Annotated in this window: 16 protein-coding genes and 1 rRNA gene; 10 read left to right on the forward strand and 7 right to left on the reverse strand. The window is 69.5% G+C overall.

The genetic code is table 11. The features are described 5' to 3' along the window. Positions 1 to 222 precede the first annotated feature (222 nt). The 3 genes from ACLJN9_RS09715 (at position 223) to ACLJN9_RS09725 (ending at position 2907) form a co-directional block, all read left to right on the forward strand. Positions 223 to 1359, forward strand: a complete 1137-nt coding sequence (locus ACLJN9_RS09715) for a cellulose binding domain-containing protein (RefSeq protein ID WP_410810768.1) — start codon at positions 223 to 225, stop codon at positions 1357 to 1359. A gap of 196 nt (positions 1360 to 1555) precedes the next feature. Then, positions 1556 to 2062 (forward strand): RNA polymerase sigma factor, encoded by a 507-nt coding sequence (locus ACLJN9_RS09720; RefSeq protein ID WP_410810769.1) that lies wholly within the window; start codon positions 1556 to 1558, stop codon positions 2060 to 2062. A gap of 122 nt (positions 2063 to 2184) precedes the next feature. Beyond that, positions 2185 to 2907: a hypothetical protein gene (locus ACLJN9_RS09725; protein WP_410810770.1), complete on the forward strand. Its 723-nt coding sequence runs from the start codon at positions 2185 to 2187 to the stop codon at positions 2905 to 2907. Between the two features lie 128 nt (positions 2908 to 3035). Here the strand turns inward: ACLJN9_RS09725 and ACLJN9_RS09730 are convergent, their stop codons facing one another. Genes ACLJN9_RS09730 through ACLJN9_RS09740 form a run of 3 tightly spaced genes read right to left on the reverse strand, consistent with a single transcriptional unit; the run spans position 3036 to position 5484 of the window. Continuing rightward, the gene (locus ACLJN9_RS09730; RefSeq protein WP_410810771.1) at positions 3036 to 3827 is read right to left on the reverse strand and encodes an ABC transporter permease; all 792 of its coding nucleotides are present in this window, start codon (positions 3825 to 3827) and stop codon (positions 3036 to 3038) included. Beyond that, the gene (locus tag ACLJN9_RS09735) at positions 3824 to 4804 is read right to left on the reverse strand and encodes an ATP-binding cassette domain-containing protein (RefSeq protein ID WP_410810772.1); all 981 of its coding nucleotides are present in this window, start codon (positions 4802 to 4804) and stop codon (positions 3824 to 3826) included. The genes ACLJN9_RS09730 and ACLJN9_RS09735 overlap by 4 nt, the downstream gene beginning before the upstream one ends. Positions 4805 to 4818: 14 nt before the next feature. Further along, positions 4819 to 5484 (reverse strand): DUF4097 family beta strand repeat-containing protein, encoded by a 666-nt coding sequence (locus ACLJN9_RS09740; RefSeq protein WP_410810773.1) that lies wholly within the window; start codon positions 5482 to 5484, stop codon positions 4819 to 4821. Between the two features lie 225 nt (positions 5485 to 5709). Between ACLJN9_RS09740 and ACLJN9_RS09745 the strand changes: the two genes are divergently transcribed. Then, positions 5710 to 6465: a helix-turn-helix domain-containing protein gene (locus ACLJN9_RS09745; RefSeq protein ID WP_410810774.1), complete on the forward strand. Its 756-nt coding sequence runs from the start codon at positions 5710 to 5712 to the stop codon at positions 6463 to 6465. Positions 6466 to 6529: 64 nt separating this feature from the next. Here the strand turns inward: ACLJN9_RS09745 and ACLJN9_RS09750 are convergent, their stop codons facing one another. Both ACLJN9_RS09750 and ACLJN9_RS09755 read right to left on the reverse strand, forming a co-directional pair. Further along, positions 6530 to 7333: an inositol monophosphatase family protein gene (locus ACLJN9_RS09750; protein WP_410810775.1), complete on the reverse strand. Its 804-nt coding sequence runs from the start codon at positions 7331 to 7333 to the stop codon at positions 6530 to 6532. 36 nt (positions 7334 to 7369) lie between these two features. Continuing rightward, positions 7370 to 8035, reverse strand: a complete 666-nt coding sequence (locus tag ACLJN9_RS09755) for a hypothetical protein (protein WP_410810776.1) — start codon at positions 8033 to 8035, stop codon at positions 7370 to 7372. A gap of 1 nt (position 8036) precedes the next feature. Here ACLJN9_RS09755 and ACLJN9_RS09760 point away from each other — a divergent pair, with 1 nt between their 5' ends. From ACLJN9_RS09760 to ACLJN9_RS09775, 4 genes are all read left to right on the forward strand, one after another. Further along, complete coding sequence (locus tag ACLJN9_RS09760; RefSeq protein ID WP_410810777.1) at positions 8037 to 9428, forward strand: HupE/UreJ family protein; 1392 nt, start codon at positions 8037 to 8039, stop codon at positions 9426 to 9428. Positions 9429 to 9570: 142 nt separating this feature from the next. Beyond that, entirely contained in the window at positions 9571 to 11547 is a 1977-nt protein-coding gene (locus tag ACLJN9_RS09765; protein WP_410810778.1) for a fibronectin type III domain-containing protein, read from the forward strand. A 90-nt stretch (positions 11548 to 11637) separates the two neighbouring features. Further along, positions 11638 to 12708 (forward strand): WxL protein peptidoglycan domain-containing protein, encoded by a 1071-nt coding sequence (locus tag ACLJN9_RS09770; RefSeq protein ID WP_410810779.1) that lies wholly within the window; start codon positions 11638 to 11640, stop codon positions 12706 to 12708. A gap of 195 nt (positions 12709 to 12903) precedes the next feature. Then, positions 12904 to 13875, forward strand: coding sequence for a quinone oxidoreductase family protein (locus ACLJN9_RS09775; RefSeq protein ID WP_410810780.1), 972 nt, complete (start codon positions 12904 to 12906; stop codon positions 13873 to 13875). A gap of 112 nt (positions 13876 to 13987) precedes the next feature. On the opposite strand, the gene trpS is transcribed toward ACLJN9_RS09775, so the two are convergent. Both trpS and ACLJN9_RS09785 read right to left on the reverse strand, forming a co-directional pair. Further along, entirely contained in the window at positions 13988 to 15046 is a 1059-nt protein-coding gene (gene trpS / locus ACLJN9_RS09780) for a tryptophan--tRNA ligase (RefSeq protein WP_410810781.1), read from the reverse strand. 88 nt (positions 15047 to 15134) lie between these two features. Then, complete coding sequence (locus tag ACLJN9_RS09785; protein WP_410810782.1) at positions 15135 to 15311, reverse strand: hypothetical protein; 177 nt, start codon at positions 15309 to 15311, stop codon at positions 15135 to 15137. 63 nt (positions 15312 to 15374) lie between these two features. On the opposite strand from ACLJN9_RS09785, the gene ACLJN9_RS09790 reads away from it, so the two are divergent. After that, entirely contained in the window at positions 15375 to 15629 is a 255-nt protein-coding gene (locus ACLJN9_RS09790; protein WP_410810783.1) for an SCO4848 family membrane protein, read from the forward strand. Between the two features lie 656 nt (positions 15630 to 16285). Continuing rightward, positions 16286 to 16408: ribosomal RNA gene (locus ACLJN9_RS09795) — 16S ribosomal RNA — on the forward strand; the annotation flags it as partial.

Here is a 16408-nt window from a genome sequence, read left to right on the forward strand (position 1 = left end):
CGCGTCCACTACACCAGCCGGAACAGTCAATTCCGCCGCGCTTGCCCGCGGTTCCTCCGTTCGGCGTCGCCTGATCGCTGGCGACCCGAGCAGGCACGCACCGGCACGTGCGCCGGAATGCGGGAGGGCGTTGAGGTCGACCCGGGGATCTGGTCGAATGACTCTGGGAGCAATCGGGCCGTCACCGACCGTACGACGTCACGTGACAGGAGTCCCTTCATCATGCTTCGAAGGTCAATCGTTCCGGCCCTGCTCGCCGCCCTCGCGGCCGTCTCCCTCGCCCTGCTGCTCGGCCTGGTCGCCACGGCGTCCGTCGGCCCCGCGGTCGCCGCGCCGGCAGCGGTCGCCGCGCCGGTACGGGTCATGCCGCTGGGCGACTCGATCACCGGCTCGCCCGGCTGCTGGCGGTCCATCCTGTGGAACCGCCTCCAGTCCGCCGGCCACCTCGACGTCGACTTCGTCGGCACCCTCGGCCCGCAGGGCTGCGGCCGGCCCTACGACGGCGACAACGAGGGCCACGGCGGCTACCTTGTGACGAACGTCGCCAACCAGAACCAGCTGCCCGGCTGGCTCTCCGCCACCCGCCCCGACATCGTGCTCATGCACTTCGGCACCAACGACGTGTGGAGCACCATCGCGCCGGCGACCATTCTCAGCGCGTACTCGAAGCTGGTCGACCAGATGCGGGCCAGCAACCCGGCGATGCGGGTGATCGTCGCGAAGATCATTCCGATGGCCCCGCCCACCTGCAGCCAGTGCGGGCAGCGGGTCGTGGCCTTGAACGCCGCGATCGGCGGCTGGGCGGCGGGAAAGAGCACGCCGCAGTCCCCGATCGTGGTCGTCGACCAGTGGACGGGCTTCAGCACCGCCGCCGACACCTACGACGGGGTGCACCTCAACGCCGCCGGCGACCAGAAGATGTCCGACCGCTGGTACCCGGCGCTGGTCGACGCCCTCGCCGGCGGCGGCACCCCGACCCCCACGCCCACCGCGACCCCGACGGCGACCCCCACCCCGACCCCCACTCGCACCCCAACCCCAACCCCAACTGCCGGGTCTGGATGTACGGCCGCCTACCGGATCGTCGGTCAGTGGCAGGGCGGCTTCCAGGGCGAGGTGACCGTTCGCAACACCGGCACCGTCCGGACCGCTGGCTGGACGGTCGGTTTCAGGCTCGCCAACGGCCAGCTGATCAGCCAGACGTGGAACGCCGAACTGGTCCAGACCGGCAGCGCGGTCACGGCACGCAACGTGAGCTGGAACGGGGCGCTCGCCCCGGGCGCGGAGGCCACCTTCGGCTTCCTCGGCAGCGCCAGCGGCACCCCCACCACTCCCGCCGTGAGCTGCACGGCGAGCTGAGGCGGTACGGGTGAGCGGGGCTCCTCACGGCTCATGGAGGAGCCCCGCGACGTCACGCTCCAGATCTTGAGGGCGGGCACGTGACCTGCAACAGGAATGGCCGTGGCGGCCATAGTGTGATGTGACCCAACAGCTACGGCCGTCAGACGAGGAACTGTGGTCCTCGATCACCACGGGTGGAGAAGCCGCGTTCGGCGTGTTGTTCGACCGGTACTCCAGGGCCGTCTACAACCATGCGTTCCGGCTGAGCGGGTCGTGGTCGACGGCGGAGGACGTCACCCAGGCGACCTTTCTCGTTGCGTGGCGCCGCCGGGCCGACGCCCGACTGGTGGAGGGCTCGGCGTTGCCCTGGTTGCTGGTCGTCGCGACGAACGCGGTGCGCTCGGAGTGGCGGTCGACCCGCCGGTGGCTGGCACTGCTGCGGCGGCTGCCGACAGCCCGGCACGCCGACGGTGATCTCGCCGACGAGGTGGCCGAGCGGTTGGACGACGAACGGCGGATGACAGAGCTTCTCTCGGTGGTACGGCGGCTGTCGCCGGCCGAGCGGGAGGCGGTGGCGTTGTGCCTGTGGTCGGGCGTCTCGTATTCCGACGCCGCGACCGTGTGGGGAATCAGTGAGGCGGCCGTACGGTCGCGGGTGAGTCGCGCCCGCAGTCGTCTGGTCCGCCTGGTGCCCGAGGAGATCCAGGAGGGAACGCGGTGAACGAAATTCTTGATCCGCCTGCGGAGCGGGACCTACCGCCGGGCGCGGCGCGTGCGATGCGGGCGCGGCTTCTTGCTGTGCACGACCGCCGCCCGGCTCGCACACCACGGCTGAGGATAGCCGTGGCCGCAACGGTGCTGTTGGTCGTCTCTTCCGGCGTCGCGGCGGTGGTCTGGGACAGGACGGACGGTGCGAACGTCCAGGTGCTCGCCATGGGGCCCGGTGAGTTGTCACCGACGCTGCGCGACGCGGCCGACCAGTGCCTGCGGTGGAATGCGGCGGACAACGGAAGAGGGCTGGCCGAGGACCCCGCGCCCGTACCGCTGTCCCTGACCGATCTCGCGGTGGCGATCGAGCGAAGTGATCGTGCTCTGGTGTTGTTCATGAACGGTGCTGGCTTCGCGACGTGTGACGTCACGTTTGATCAACAGACGCGGGAGCGTTCCGGCGCAAGCGGGACCGACCGGTGGCCGCACGGCGAATGGCTACCCGGCCCGGTGCAGAGGCTCCTGCTGACCTCGACCGAGGCCGACGGCGGCGACGTCAGCGTCAGCGGGCGGGTCAGCGGACGCGTCGGGCGGCTGGTGCTCGACCACGGTGACGGCCACGAGACGGTCGCGCGCCTCTCGGGCGGCGCGTTCGGCCTGATGACGACCGACGCCCGGCTCACGGCAGACAATGCTCCCCGGCTGGTCAGTTACGACGCGGCGGGGGTGGAGATCGACCGACGTCCGCTGTTTCAGGCCGAGGACCAGCTCACCCACTGCTACACCACCCCGGCCGGAACGCTGATCTACGGCACGCCGTCCGACACCTGCCTGCCCGCCGAGGCGTGGGGGCGGTGACGTCGGGCCGATGACCGCCCGGCGCACGGCCGCACACGCCGACGGGCGGCGTACGCCGACAGGATGTCGGGGGTACGCCGCCCGGGGGCGGGGCGAGGTGCGGGAGGGTGCCCGCGCTGTCACGGGGGTTACTTCGGGTCGCTGTTGAACTTCGAGGTCGACCAGAGGTAGCCGAGCACGGCGAGCCCCACGCACCAGACGACCGCGAGCCACCCGTTGTTGCCGATTCCGCTGCCGAGCAGTAGGCCCCGCAGGGTTTCGATGGCGGGGGTGAACGGCTGGTACTCGGCGATCGGCTGGAACCAGCCGGGCATCGACTCGACCGGGACGAAGGCGCTGGAGAGCAGCGGCAGCAGGATCAACGGCATCGCGTTGTTGCTGGCGGCCTCGGCGTTCGGGCTGACCAGGCCCATGCCGACCGCGATCCAGGTGAGCGCCAGGGCGAAGAGCACGAGCAGCCCGAACGCCGCCAGCCACTCCAGGACGCCGGCCCCGGTGGACCGGAAGCCGATGGCCACGGCGACGGCGCCGACGAGGACCACGCTCATGATCGATTGCAGCACGCTGCCGATGACATGCCCGACGAGGACCGAACCGCGGTGGATGGCCAACGTACGGAAGCGGGCGATGATGCCCTCGGCCATGTCGTTGGAGACGGAGACCGCGGTCCCGATCACGGTGCTGCCGATGGTCATCAGCAGGAGTCCCGGCACGATGTACGCGATGTACTCGGAGCGGTCCGGAGCGCCGCCGCCGATGCCGGCGCTCATCACGTCGCCGAAGATGTAGACGAAGAGCAGCAGCAGCATGACCGGGGTGAGCAGCAGGTTCAGGGTGAGGGACGGATAGCGCCGGGCGTGCAGGAGGTTGCGGCGCAGCATCGTGGACGAGTCGCGTACGGCGAGGGAGAGAGAGCTCATCGGACAGCCTCCTTGGGCTGGCTGGGCAGGCTGGACGTGCCGGACTGCCGGTCGGTGCCGGTCAGGGCGAAGAACACGTCGTCGAGGTCGGGGGTGTGCACGGTCAGCTCGTCCGCCGCGATGTCGTTCGCGTCCAGCCAGTCGAGGATGGTGCGCAGCTCGCGCTGGCTGCCGCCGCTGGGGATCTGCAGCGCGAGGGCTTCGTCGTCGCGGGTGGCATCGCTGAGCGTGGCGGCGGCGCCCTGGTAGTCGGCCGGGTCGGTGAAGCGGAGCCGGATGTGCCCACCCGGAACGAGCCGCTTCAGCTCCTCGGCGGTGCCCTGGGCGGCGATCCTGCCGTCGTGCAGGACGGCGATGAGGTCGGCGAGCTGGTCGGCCTCCTCCAGGTACTGCGTGGTGAGGAAGACGGTGACGCCGTCCGCGACGAGCTCGCGGATGATCTGCCACATGTTGTGGCGGCTGCGGGGGTCGAGGCCGGTGGTCGGTTCGTCGAGGAAGATGATCCGAGGGTTGCCGACCAGGGTCATGGCGAGGTCGAGGCGCCGCTTCATGCCACCGGAGTAGGTGGAGGCGGGCTTCTTCGCGGCGTCGGTGAGGTCGAAGCGTTCCAGCAGGTCAGCGGCGGAGCGGCGCCCGTCGCGCTTGGACAGGTGGTGCAGGTCCGCCATGAGGAGCATGTTCTCCTCGCCGGTGATCAGGCCGTCGACGGCGGAGAACTGACCGGTGACGCCGATCGTGGCGCGTACCGCCTGCGGGTCGGCGGTGAGGGCGTGGCCGCCGACCCGGATCTCCCCGGAGGCGGGGCCGGGTGAGATGAGGGTGGAGAGGATCTGCACGGCGGTGGTCTTTCCGGCGCCGTTGGGGCCGAGCAGCGAGAAGATCGTTCCCTCGGGGACGGCCAGGTCGACGCCGTCGAGCACGACCTTGTCACCGTAGGACTTGCGCAGCCCGTTCGCCGCGATCGCCAGGTTGGTCATGATGGCTGCTCCTTCTAGAGGCTGCGGGCGGCGATGTCGCCGTAGGCGGTGGTCGCGTGGATGGTCAGGTCGGCGTCGCCGTCGGTGTTCCTGAGCGCGTTGTGGATCCGGCCGTAGCTGGTGCCGGCGTCCAGGGAGGCGGAAACTCCGTGGGCAGCGCCGACCGACACGTCGCCGGCCTGGGTGCGCAGCACGACCGTGCCGCGTACTGCCTCGGCGATGCGGATGTCGCCCTTCGTGGTGCTGATCTCGGCGGGCCCGTTGAGGCGGCCGACCAGGACATCACCGGCGAGGGCGGTGAGGCGGACGCTGGCGGCCTCGTCGAGCTTGATCGCGCCGTGGGCGCCCTCGAAGGCGACGTCGCCGAATCGTCCGACGGCCCGGAACTCCGCGGCGGCCGCCTTCACCTCGACCCGGGAACCGGCGGGCAGTTGGACCGTCACCTCGATGGATCCGGAGCTTCCGAGGATCTGGTTCTTCGCCTTGGCCTCGATCCGCAGAACCCCGTCGCTGTAGTCGACAGTGGTCTGCTCCGCCACCTTCACGTCCCGGCTCTTGGAGGCGTCGGCGGGAAGGACCTCGACCGTGGTGTCCGCACGGTCGGCGGCGATCAACCGGACCCGCCCCGCGGGGATGTCGAGGACGGCGGAAATCGGGGTGGGGGTGTCGAACTTCTGCATCGTGATCTCCTCGTGCGTTCCTTGTTTCTGACATCGCAAACGCTACGTTGCGTTCAGCAACCCGGCAACATGTCTGTTGCGTAAGAACAGCAAAAATGCAGGTCAGCGCCGGGTAATCATTGCAATGGTCTTGGTTTTAATGCAACGAGCATCATGCCCGCCGTTGCAATGGAAGAAAGTGAACGCTATGCTGGGGGCCTGCGGAGAGTGGAAGGGGAGATCGCGATGCCGGGAGGCAGGCTCACCCAGCAGGAACGCCAGCAGATCGCGCTGGGGCTGGCCGACGGGATCGCCTACGCGGAGATCGCCAGACGTCTCGACCGCCCCACCTCCACGATCACGCGTGAGGTGATGCGCAACGGCGGCCCCACCGGCTACCGCGCCGATCTTGCCCACCGCGCCACCGAACGCCGCGCCCACCGGCGCAGGCAGGCCACCCCCCGAGGGCTCCGAGCGCCCGAGGAGGCCCACGGGCGCGATCCCGAGGCCGTGCGGGAGTACGAGGAGACGTTCACGACCCTCTTCATGCAGCAGGGCCTGCCCAAGATGATGTCCCGGGTGCTGACCTGCCTCTACACCAACGACGCGGGCAGCCTCACCGCGTCCGAACTCGTCCAGCGCCTCGAGGTCAGCCCGGCGTCCATCTCCAAGGCGATCACGTCCCTCGAGGGCCAGGGCCTCATCCGACGTGAACGCGACGAACGCCGCCGCGAGCGCTACGTCGTCGACAACGACGTCTGGTACCAGGGGATGATCGCCGCCGCCCGAGCCAACGTCCAGCTCGCCGAGACCGCACGCCAGGGCGTCAGCGTCCTCGGCCCGGACACCCCGGCCGCCGCCCGCCTCGAGAACATCGCCCGCTTCGTCGACTTCGTCACCGAGAGCCTCACCCGCGCGGCGGAGCAGGCCCGCGACATCCTCTTCGCACGACCCGAAGCGGCCTCGGGCAGTGCCGACACCGCACCACCGGATCGTGGCTAGGCAGCCATCGCCGAGTCTGGCCGCCCGTGGCAGCCTGCGCGGACCGCCGGTCGGTGCACGCCGATCAGGAGCGGGACGAGAGTTGGTTCTTTCCGAGCGCCAGCAGGGCGGTGTGCGTCCGGTGGTCGGCCGCCGCGATGAGCCCAACCGCCCCACTGCGTGGTGGCTGTCCATCGAGGCCGGTCACCACGCAACCGGCGGCCTGGCACAGGGCTATCCCGCTGGAGAAGTGCACGTTGTCCCGCATGTCGCCGTCCGTCACGTAGGCGGCTCGTCGGCCGGCTGCGACCCAGGCCAACGCCAGGGTGGTGGAGACCACGCGTGGGCGGAACCGCTCGACGAACCCCGCGTCGGCCAGCAGCCGTACGGCTCGGAAGTCGGGCGAGTTCGGAAAGGGCGGATCGAGGTTGACGTCGACCAGCCCCGACTCCGCCGACGGCGTGAGCTGGGCGTCCACCCCGTCGCGGCGTACGTATGCCCGCGCGCCGTCGGTCCAGAACACCTCGTCGGCGAACGGGTCGGCGCTGGCCGCCACGCGGACCTGCGAACCCGTGCGCAGCGCCACGTTCACCCCGACCAACATGGTGCGTACGGCGAAGTTGAGCGTGCCGCACAGCGGGTCGACCAGCCACATCCGGTCCGCAAGGCGGTCACCCGTACGTCCACTCTCCTCGCCCGTCACGGAGTCCTCCGGGCGAGCGGAGCGCAGGACGTCCAGGACCGCCTCCTCCGCCGCGATGTCCGCGGCGGTCGCGAAGTCACCCCCGGACTTGTCGAACCGCGTCAGCTCGGCCCCGAAGCTGGCTCGTACGACGGCAGCTCCCGCCTGCGCTGCGGTGACAGCCAACTCTTCATCGGTGATCGGCACGCGTGGAGGATAGGCCCAGACGCCTGACGGCCGGCACTAGTCGACCCAGATCACGATCCCGGTCAGGTCGGTGAGCACGGCCGCCACGCCCGCTCGGACGGCGGCCGCGCAGCGCTCGGCCGTGAACGAGTCGGGGTCGTACGTGGAGGACATGCCGAGCCCCTCACCACGGAACGACGCGCCGGACCAGTCGACCGCCGTGACGTTGTGGGTGGGCTCGGCCAGCTCCGCCCCCACCACGAGGAACCGCTGGTCCAGGTGGTTCGGAGTGACCAGGGCGAGGGGGTCGACGAGGTCGTTCCCGGCGGTGACGATGAGGTCCGGGTTCATCTCCAGGGCCCTGGTGATGCTCGCCAGGGCGTCGTGGGAGTCGCCGACGACGACCTTCCGGACGTCGACGTGTTCGTCGTCCGCCCAGCCCTCGATCGCCGTCACGAGAGCCTTGGTCGGGCGGTCGTCACCCACGGTGAGCAGCACGACCCGGTAGTCCTTCGACGGGTGGACGCCGGCCCACGAGCCGGGCCGCGGCTTGATGGTGTCCTCCGGAGCGGGCTTGGCGGAGGGGTCGAGGAATCCGGGGCCGAGAGAGCCGACGGCGGCGGGCCTGGGGTGCGGCTGTGACCAGTCGTTGCCGGAGCTGCATCCGGTGATCAGCGCGGCGGTCGCGGCCAGCACGGCAACGGCCCGAAGCGGGGGGCGCAAGGTGATCGTCCTCCGGGTGGTGGCGGAAAGTGTCGCGCCGTATTCCTATCCCAATTCCGGCGGCCGAGAATCCGCAGGCGGCCGTTTCGAGGCGTTGTTCGCCAGCGGTTCTTCGGTGGGCGGGCTCGTGTTCACCCGTGCCGTGCAACGTGCACTGGCCGACCGAGGGAGCCGTATGTCAGGCCAGATCCGCCGTACCGTTATCGTCGCTGTTGTCGGGATCGCCGCGGCGATCCTTTCTCTTGTGGGCGCCGGGCCGGCGTGGGCGCACGGTTTCTCGTCCACTGTATACGCGAAAATCACCGCGGGAGACGATGGTCACATACGCACGGCGTTGGAGCTCGAATACGACCTCCTCGTCGTGTCCGCCGCCGATTCCGGGCACGATGATCCGCTCTTCCGGGCGGGAACCGCCGCATTCGAGGCAGGGGACACCGCGGGCCAGGCCGCCGCTCTCCACACTCATGCCGAGTCGACCCTGCGATATGTGACGGACCGCTTCTCGGTGACCTCGAAGGGTGCGGCCTGCCGGGCGACGCAGGTGGGTGCCGCGACGATCGGCGAGCGCGAGGGTGTCCCGTACGCCGATCTGCTGCTCGACTGGACCTGTCCCCAGCGGGCCGACGAGCACGAGGTCCGCGGCGGTCTCTTCGCCGACGACGAGGGGTTCGTCAAGGGCGTCAAGACGATCGTCACCTACGAGATCGACGGCCGGTCGGGCAGCGCGGCGCTCGACGCCGGCAACCCCTCCTTCTCGACGCATCAGGCCGCCTACGAGCGGTTCTGGGAGTTCTTTCTGCTGGGCACCGAGCATCTGCTGACCGGGATCGACCACATCCTGTTCCTGCTGGCGCTCATCGCCGGGTCGCGGCGGCTCCGGGAGGTCGTGCTCGCCGCAACGAGCTTCACCCTGGCGCACTCGGTGACGTTCCTGCTCGCCGCCCTCGGCCTGGTCGACGTGCCGGCGAGCATCGTGGAGCCGATCATCGCGCTGTCGATCGCCGTGGTCGCCGGCTGGCACCTGTGGGGGATCTGGCGGCGCGGCGACCACGCGGGCGATCTCGACACGGAGGGACGCGGCCACCTCAGTCTGGACCGCGCCGGCTGGACACGTCTCGGCGTGGTGTTCTGCTTCGGCCTCGTACACGGCCTGGGTTTCGCCGGCGCACTGGGGATCGACGAGGCGTGGTCGTGGACCCTGCTGTGGTCGCTGCTGGTGTTCAACGTCGGCATCGAGGTCGTTCAGCTGACGATTATCGCCATCGTCTTTCCGATGCTGATCATGTTGCGACGCCGCCGGCCGAAAATCGGCCTCTGGGCGACCGGAGCTGTTTCCGGGGTCGTGTCCATTATGGGGCTGATCTGGTTCGTGCAACGCGTGTCCGGATCGTGAGTAGGGCTAAGTAGTTCGGGAAGTGCAGCCCTACGCAAGATCACGTTCACGGTTGGTTCACCGGGCAGCGACAGTTTGAGTTCCCTAGCCCAACGTCGGGCGAAGAGCATCCATTTCTCTATGTGAAAAGGGAACAATGTCGATGACATTGAGCACCTCGACAGGGGCCTCCGGGCTCGCGCGGCGCCGCCTCGTCGCCGGGGTCGTAGCGGGATTCCTCGGAATCACCGTGGCCCTCGGTAGCGGCCTGACGGCCACCGCCAGCGCGGCCGAGTCCACCACGATCACCGGCGTCATCCTCGGCGTCGGCGCCAACGAGACCCAGCGCGTGGTCACCTGGTACTCCTCCACCGACACCGCGCAGAAGATCCAGCTCGCCCCGACCGCCGAGATCGTGAACGGCGAGTTCCCGGCCAGCGCCGTCAGCTTCGACGCCGTCGGTGCGGCGAACACCTCCACCACCGGCTTCAACCGGCACGCCACGATCAGCAACCTGCATGAGAAGACGGCGTACTCGTACCGGGTCGGCGCCGAGGGCAACTGGTCTCCGGCGTACGCCTTCAAGACGCAGGACTTCGAGGGCGACTACGACTTCCTGTTCTTCGGCGACCCGCAGATCGGCTCCTCCGGCGACCGGCTCAAGGACCAGGCCGGCTGGGAGGAGACCCTGAAGGTCGCCACCGCGGCCAACCCGAACGCCGAGCTGCTGGTGTCGGGCGGCGACCACGTCGAGAGCGCCAACGACGAGGGCCAGTGGGACTCGTTCCTGGCGCCCGACCAGCTGCGTCAGGTCCCCTTCGTCGCGACCATCGGTAACCACGACGTCGGCGGCAAGTCCTACGAGCAGCACCACTTCACCCCGAACACCGACCGCACGGCCCCGTACTACGACAACGGGAACCCGGCGGGCGCCAAGTCCGGTGGTGACTACTGGTTCACCTACAAGGACGTGCTGTTCATCGACATCAACAGCAACAGCTACTCCACCACCAAGCAGACCGGCGGCGGCGACGCCGCGCACGTCGCGTACATCACCGACGTCGTGAACAAGCACGGCGCCGAGGCCAAGTGGAAGGTGCTGGTCTACCACCACTCCATCTACTCGCCGGCCAGCCACTCCACCGACGCGGACAACAAGGACCGTCGGGAGGACTTCACGACCGCCTTCTCGAACCTCGGCATCGACATGGTGCTGCAGGGTCACGACCACAGCTACTCCCGCAGCTACGCCATCAAGAACGGCCAGAAGGCGAACCCGGCGGAGCAGCCCGGCGCGGCCCAGGTCTACCCCGGCCCGGGCGGCGTCATCTACGTGACGGCGAACTCGTCCTCGGGCTCGAAGTACTACGACATCAAGAAGCCGGACACCACCGGTACCGGCGTTCGCGGCAACGGTCCGGACCCGCTGAACCCGGACAGCTTCTGGTACAACTCGGTGCAGAACCAGGAGCACGTCCGCAGCTACGTCAAGGTGCAGGTCAAGGGCGACAAGCTCGTCCTGGAGAACGTACGCAGCGGCACCTGCGCGGCGCCGAACGCGTCGGTCGAGAACGGCAGCTCCTGCACCAACACCGCCGAGGGTCAGCCGATCGGCTCGATCGTCGACAGCGTGACGGTGCACCCGTACAACGGGAACGGCCAGGCCATCCAGGTCAACGTGCCGAACACGGCTCCTGGTGAGTTCGGCTGGACGATCGACGGCTACAACAGCCTGGTCGACCTCGGTACCGCGCAGGAGCGCGACGGCACCTACTTCCAGGCGAACGGCAAGATCAACCCGATCCTCGTGTCGGACAGCCGCCGCTCGCTCGCCCCGTGGTCGATCTCGGCCAACGTCGGCGACTTCCAGGACGCCGACAAGACGTTCTCCGGCTCCTACCTGGGCTGGACCCCGTACGTGCTCGACGCCGGTGCCGGCGCCACGGCCGGTGCTCCGGTCCTCTCGGCCTTCGACGACAAGGGCAAGGGCCTCTCGGTCTCGAGCGGCCTCGGTGCGGCCGTGCAGGGCCACCCCCGGGGTGGCGCCAAGCTCGGCGCCGACCTGGACCTGAAGGTCCCGGACAGCATCGCGAAGGGCAGCTACCGCACGACTCTCACGATCACCGCGCTGAGCAGCTGATCGAACCGTTCCATCGGACGGGGTAGGCACCAACCGGTGCCTACCCCGTCACCCATTGCAAGCCTCCCAAGATCACCTCAAGGACCCGACATGTACGCGTCCGTCACGCGCTGGAAGACCACGACCACCACGTCCCTTCGGACGATCGCTCTGGCCCTGCTCGCCACCTCCGCCGTCGTCGGCCTGGCTACGGGCCCCGCCCTCGCGGCGGACGGTGACGTCGCCTGGACGGTCCGGACGGCCTCCAACAGCTACGGCGCCGCCCGGTCCAGCTTCAGCTACACCGTCAATCCCGGGGGTGTGGTCGAGGACCAGATGGTCGTCGCCAACCGCGGCCCGGTGCCGCTCAACCTGGCCGTCTACGCCGCCGACGGCTTCACGACCGGTGGGGGTCAGCTCGACCTGCTCCCCCGGGACAAGAAGTCCGTCGCGGTCGGTGCCTGGTCCCACGCCGACACCGGCAGCGTCGCGATCCAGCCCGGGAAGACGGTCCAGGTCCCGTTCCGGATCAGCGTGCCCGGCAACGCCACGCCCGGCGACTACGTCGGTGGCATCCTCACCTCGCTGACGCAGGCCGACCAGGCTCAGGGCGTCAACGTGGACCGGCGCCTCGGCATCCGGATCGCGCTGCGGGTCGGCGGCGAGCTGAAGCCGAGCCTCGCGATCGAGGACCTCCACGTGACGTACGCGGGCACGCTCAACCCGTTCGGTAGGGGCGACGCCACCGTCACCTACCGGATCCACAACACCGGCAACGCCGCCCTGGCCGGGCAGCAGGCGGTGTCGGTCTCGGGTCCGTTCGGCTCGCTGCGGGTCAAGGCGGGCACGATCACGCCGCCGCCGCAGTTGCTCCCGGGTGAGAGTTGGAGCATGACGGCGCCCGTGCACGGCGTGGCTCCCGTGGCCTGGCTCGCGGCGACCGCCACGCTCACGCCCGTGCTCACCGACGCGTCGGGCTCCATCACCCCGCTCACGCCGGTCCAGGCCACGACGCACGGCTGGGCCCTGCCGTGGATGCTGGTGCTGGTGCTCGTCGTACTGATCGCCGCGCTCGTGGGGGTGCTCCTGTACCGGCGCCGCGACCGGGCCCGACGCAAGACGCGTGAGGACGCCCGGGTGCGCGACGCCGTCGAGCAGGCGCTCCGCGGTCAGCAGGCGTAGACGGCGGGCTCGGGTCGGACGTCCCCGACCGGGCGGACCTCGGCGCCGGCACCGACTCCGGCTCCGCCGCTCGCCGAGGAGGACCGGGTGCGCGCGCCGTCGTCCTTGTGGGTGAACGGTGCACAGGCCCGGGCCGGGTCCGTCCCGGAGCCGGCATGCTGCGACGGGAACGCCGGCACGGAGGGGGAAATCCACATGGTCGACGGGGATGTGCCAGAGCTGATGCAGGCCGCGGCCTTCGACGAGTTCGGTGGACCGGAGGTGATCACCCTGCGGAAACTGCCGGTGCCGACGATCGCCGACGACGAGGTGCTGATCAAGGTCTGGAGCGCCGGCGTGGGGGTGTGGGACGCGTACGAGCGGCAGGGCGTGCTGGTGCCGGAGGGCTCGGCCCTCCCGATCGTGCCCGGCTCCGACGGTGCCGGAAGCGTCGTCGCGGCCGGCAGCCAGGTGACCGACCTCGCGGTGGGCGACCTGGTCTACGTCTCCGCCAGCGCCCGACCGAAGGGTGGTTTCTACGCCGAGTACGCGGCCGTCGAGGCGCAGTACGCGGCGAAACTGCCCGACGGCGTGCCGGTCGAGCACGCCGGTGCCATGCCCACCGACGCGCTGACCGCGCTCGCCGGGCTCGACACCGTCGACCTGTCGGCCGACGACTGGTTGCTGATCTTCGGTGCGAGCGGCGGTCAGGGTCACCTGGCCGTGCAGCTGGCCAAGCGGCAGGGGCTCAACGTGATCGCCGTGGCGTCCGGGCCGGACGGCGTCGCGCTGGTGACCCGCCTCGGTGCCGACGTGTCCCTCGACGGCCACGGCGACATCGCCGACGTGCTCGCACGGATCCGGGACGCGGCACCGGGTGGAGTGAACGCGATCCTGGCGATGGCCGCCGGCGAGACGCTGGACCGGCTCACCGAGTCGTTGGTCGACGGCGGCGTGGTCGCGTACGCCCACGGGGTGCAGCCGGAGCCGCGCGAGCGGCCCGGCGTCGTGGTCCGGGCGTACGACGGGGAAGCGAGCCCCCGACAGTTGCGGCGCCTCAACGACCTCATCGAGGCGGGACCGTTCGTGGTGCACGTCGCGGAGACCTTCCCGCTGGGCAAGGTGCGGGAGGCGCACCAGCGTCTGCAGACCTCCTACATGGGCAAGCTCCTGTTGACGGTCGCCTAGTGTCGGTCAGTCGGCCAGCCCGTCGGCGGTGACGGATTCGAGCCGGTCCGGTACGCGCGGCACGCCGGGCGTGGACCTCCCGGCGTTGCGTCGCTGACCGGCCACGCCGGCCTCAGCTCGGGGCGTCGGTCCGACGCCGGCTCCGCTCAGCCCGCCGCCGCACCTGCTGGTACGCGCCGGTCAGCCCCATCGCCCGGCGTACCTCGACAAGCGTCCGGCGTACCTCCTGGCGGGTCCGTTCGGTGCCCTCGACGATCAGCCGGTCGACGAACCCCTTGTCGGCTTCGATCTCGGCCCGGCGCTGCCGGATCGGCGCCAGGAACCCCTCGAGCGCGACGACCAGCCGTTCCTTGACCTCCACATCACCGACCCGCCCGGCGCGGTAACGCCGGGCCAGGTCGGCCACCTCGGTGGGGTCCGGGTTGAAAACCTCGTGGTACGCGAAGACCGGGTTTCCCTCCACCGTGCCCGGCACGTCGGCCCGCACCCGGTTCGGATCGGTGTACATGCCGAGCACCTTCCGACGGACCGTCGCCGCATCGTCGGAGAGGGCGATCGTGTTGCCCCGGCTCTTGCTCATCTTGGCCGCACCGTCGGTGCCCACCAGACTGGGCGTGTCCGACCCGATCAGCTCGGGCACCGGAAAGACCGGCCCGTACAGGTGGTTGAACCGGCGGGCGATCTCCCTGGTCACCTCGACGTGCGCGACGTTGTCCCGGCCGACCGGCACCACCTCCCCCTTGACGCAGAGGATGTCCGCGGCCTGGAGCACCGGGTAACCCAGCAGGCCGTACGGCATCTCGTCCTTGCCCGCGTCCCGCGCCATGTCCTTCAGCGACGGCACCCGTTCCAGCCGGGGAACGGTCACCAGGTTCTGCAGCAGGGTGTTGAGGTCGCCGACCTCCGGAATGGCCGACTGGAGGTAGAAGGTGGCCCGGTCCGGGTCGACACCGGCGGCGAGGATGTCGGTCACCATCTCGCGGGCGTTGCCAGAGACCTGGTCGATGTCCTCACGCCGGTTCCTGGTGGTCAGCATGTGCAGGTCGGCGATGATGAAGAAGCTCTCGTAGCGTTGGTGCAGCCGCACCCGGTTGGCGATGCTGCCGACGAAGTGGCCGAGGTGCAGGCGACCGGTGGGCCGATCGCCGGTGAGCATTCGTGCAACGGACATGGTGGTGTTCCTCTCGTATCCGAGGGTGGGTCACGCGTGGGCGCGCACCGAGCGGGCCTGGTCAGCCCTCTCGGTCAGCGGTGTCGACTCAGCGAGCCGTCCGCCATCGCGCGCCGGCGCGGTACCGCAGACCATCGGCACGGAGTACGTCCAGGAGTTGCTCGCGACCGTCGCCGGAGCTGATCGGGAACCGGGACGGCACACCGGGTGCGAGGCGGTCGACCATCTCGACCGCCTCCGACGCGCAGCTGCTCGTCCGGACCACGGCCTGACGGTACCCGTGCTGAGGCGTCCCTACCGGGCTGTCCCGCTGGCATACTCGGCTGCCATGGTGTTGTCGCGACGGTGGGCTGTCTTCCTGGTCGGGGTCGGAATCTGGACCTGGGTGATCTGGCCGAGGTTCGCGGTCGCCATCTGGCAGGACCCGCGCTCCTGGGCGTCCGGCACGGTGGGGGACGGTGCGGCTACCGGATTCCTGTGGGTGCACGTCCTGCTGATCGGGGCTTCCCTGGTCATCGGCAGCGCCGTCGGCGTCCTCGGCCTGCGCGCCTGGTTTGCGGTTCGTCGGCATCCGACCAACTGACCTGCTAAAACGTCTCTACCGGCGAAGTGTGACGCGCGCCGCCACCTGCGGATTTGACGATCAAACCCGCGAACGCGTAACTTTCTCTCTGCCAGCGCGGAACGGGGCAAACGGGACGAAGTCCTGAAGCACCCGAACCGGGCCGGCACGCCGGGTCAGGCAGGGGTTCGCTCCTGCGGGACACGGTCCGGGCGGGGCTCGCCGGATCGGCCGCGAGGCGGATTTGGTGCGGCGAAGCCGACCGGGTAAGGTTCACGACCGGCAGGGAACCGGGCAAGCTCGCGGGAGACCGCAGCGGCCGGCCTGCCACATCCGGTGAACTGACGCAGCGGCCTGCCGCTGCGGAAGCGCGCCGGGACCAACCCGTACGAAGCACGACAGACCGGGATACACGGTTTGACACGGCAGAGACGGTGAGGTAACGTAGTAAAAGTGCCCGGCGCCAGTGAGCGGCGGGGACGGAACGGAAGCCCCGAGACGGGGTCCCAGGTGTGGGGCTTGTTGATCGGTGTGTGGTTGTTCTTTGAGAACTCAACAGGGTGCTTGTAAAGCCAGTGCCAATTATGATTTATACCCCGGACTGGTCAGTTTTTCTGGCTGGTTGGGATTCCTTTGGCAACATTTGTTTGTTGTCAGGATGCTGTTCAACTAATTTTTTGTTGGAGAGTTTGATCCTGGCTCAGGACGAACGCTGGCGGCGTGCTTAACACATGCAAGTCGAGCGGAAAGGCCCTTCGGGGTACTCGAGCGGCGAACGGGTGAGTAACACGTGAGCAACC

The organism is Micromonospora sp. 067-2 (assembly GCF_046549295.1).
Classification (GTDB): domain Bacteria; phylum Actinomycetota; class Actinomycetes; order Mycobacteriales; family Micromonosporaceae; genus Micromonospora.

Bases quoted from the DNA above. Each gene is read 5' to 3' on its own strand.
- ACLJN9_RS09715 (WP_410810768.1), top strand. From the start codon at position 223: ATGCTTCGAAGGTCAATCGTTCCGGCCCTGCTCGCCGCCCTCGCGGCC.
- ACLJN9_RS09730 (WP_410810771.1), bottom strand. From the start codon at position 3,827: ATGAGCTCTCTCTCCCTCGCCGTACGCGACTCGTCCACGATGCTGCGC.
- ACLJN9_RS09735 (WP_410810772.1), bottom strand. From the start codon at position 4,804: ATGACCAACCTGGCGATCGCGGCGAACGGGCTGCGCAAGTCCTACGGT.
- ACLJN9_RS09740 (WP_410810773.1), bottom strand. From the start codon at position 5,484: ATGCAGAAGTTCGACACCCCCACCCCGATTTCCGCCGTCCTCGACATC.
- ACLJN9_RS09745 (WP_410810774.1), top strand. From the start codon at position 5,710: ATGCCGGGAGGCAGGCTCACCCAGCAGGAACGCCAGCAGATCGCGCTG.
- ACLJN9_RS09765 (WP_410810778.1), top strand. From the start codon at position 9,571: ATGACATTGAGCACCTCGACAGGGGCCTCCGGGCTCGCGCGGCGCCGC.
- ACLJN9_RS09770 (WP_410810779.1), top strand. From the start codon at position 11,638: ATGTACGCGTCCGTCACGCGCTGGAAGACCACGACCACCACGTCCCTT.
- ACLJN9_RS09775 (WP_410810780.1), top strand. From the start codon at position 12,904: ATGGTCGACGGGGATGTGCCAGAGCTGATGCAGGCCGCGGCCTTCGAC.
- trpS (WP_410810781.1), bottom strand. From the start codon at position 15,046: ATGTCCGTTGCACGAATGCTCACCGGCGATCGGCCCACCGGTCGCCTG.
- ACLJN9_RS09790 (WP_410810783.1), top strand. From the start codon at position 15,375: ATGGTGTTGTCGCGACGGTGGGCTGTCTTCCTGGTCGGGGTCGGAATC.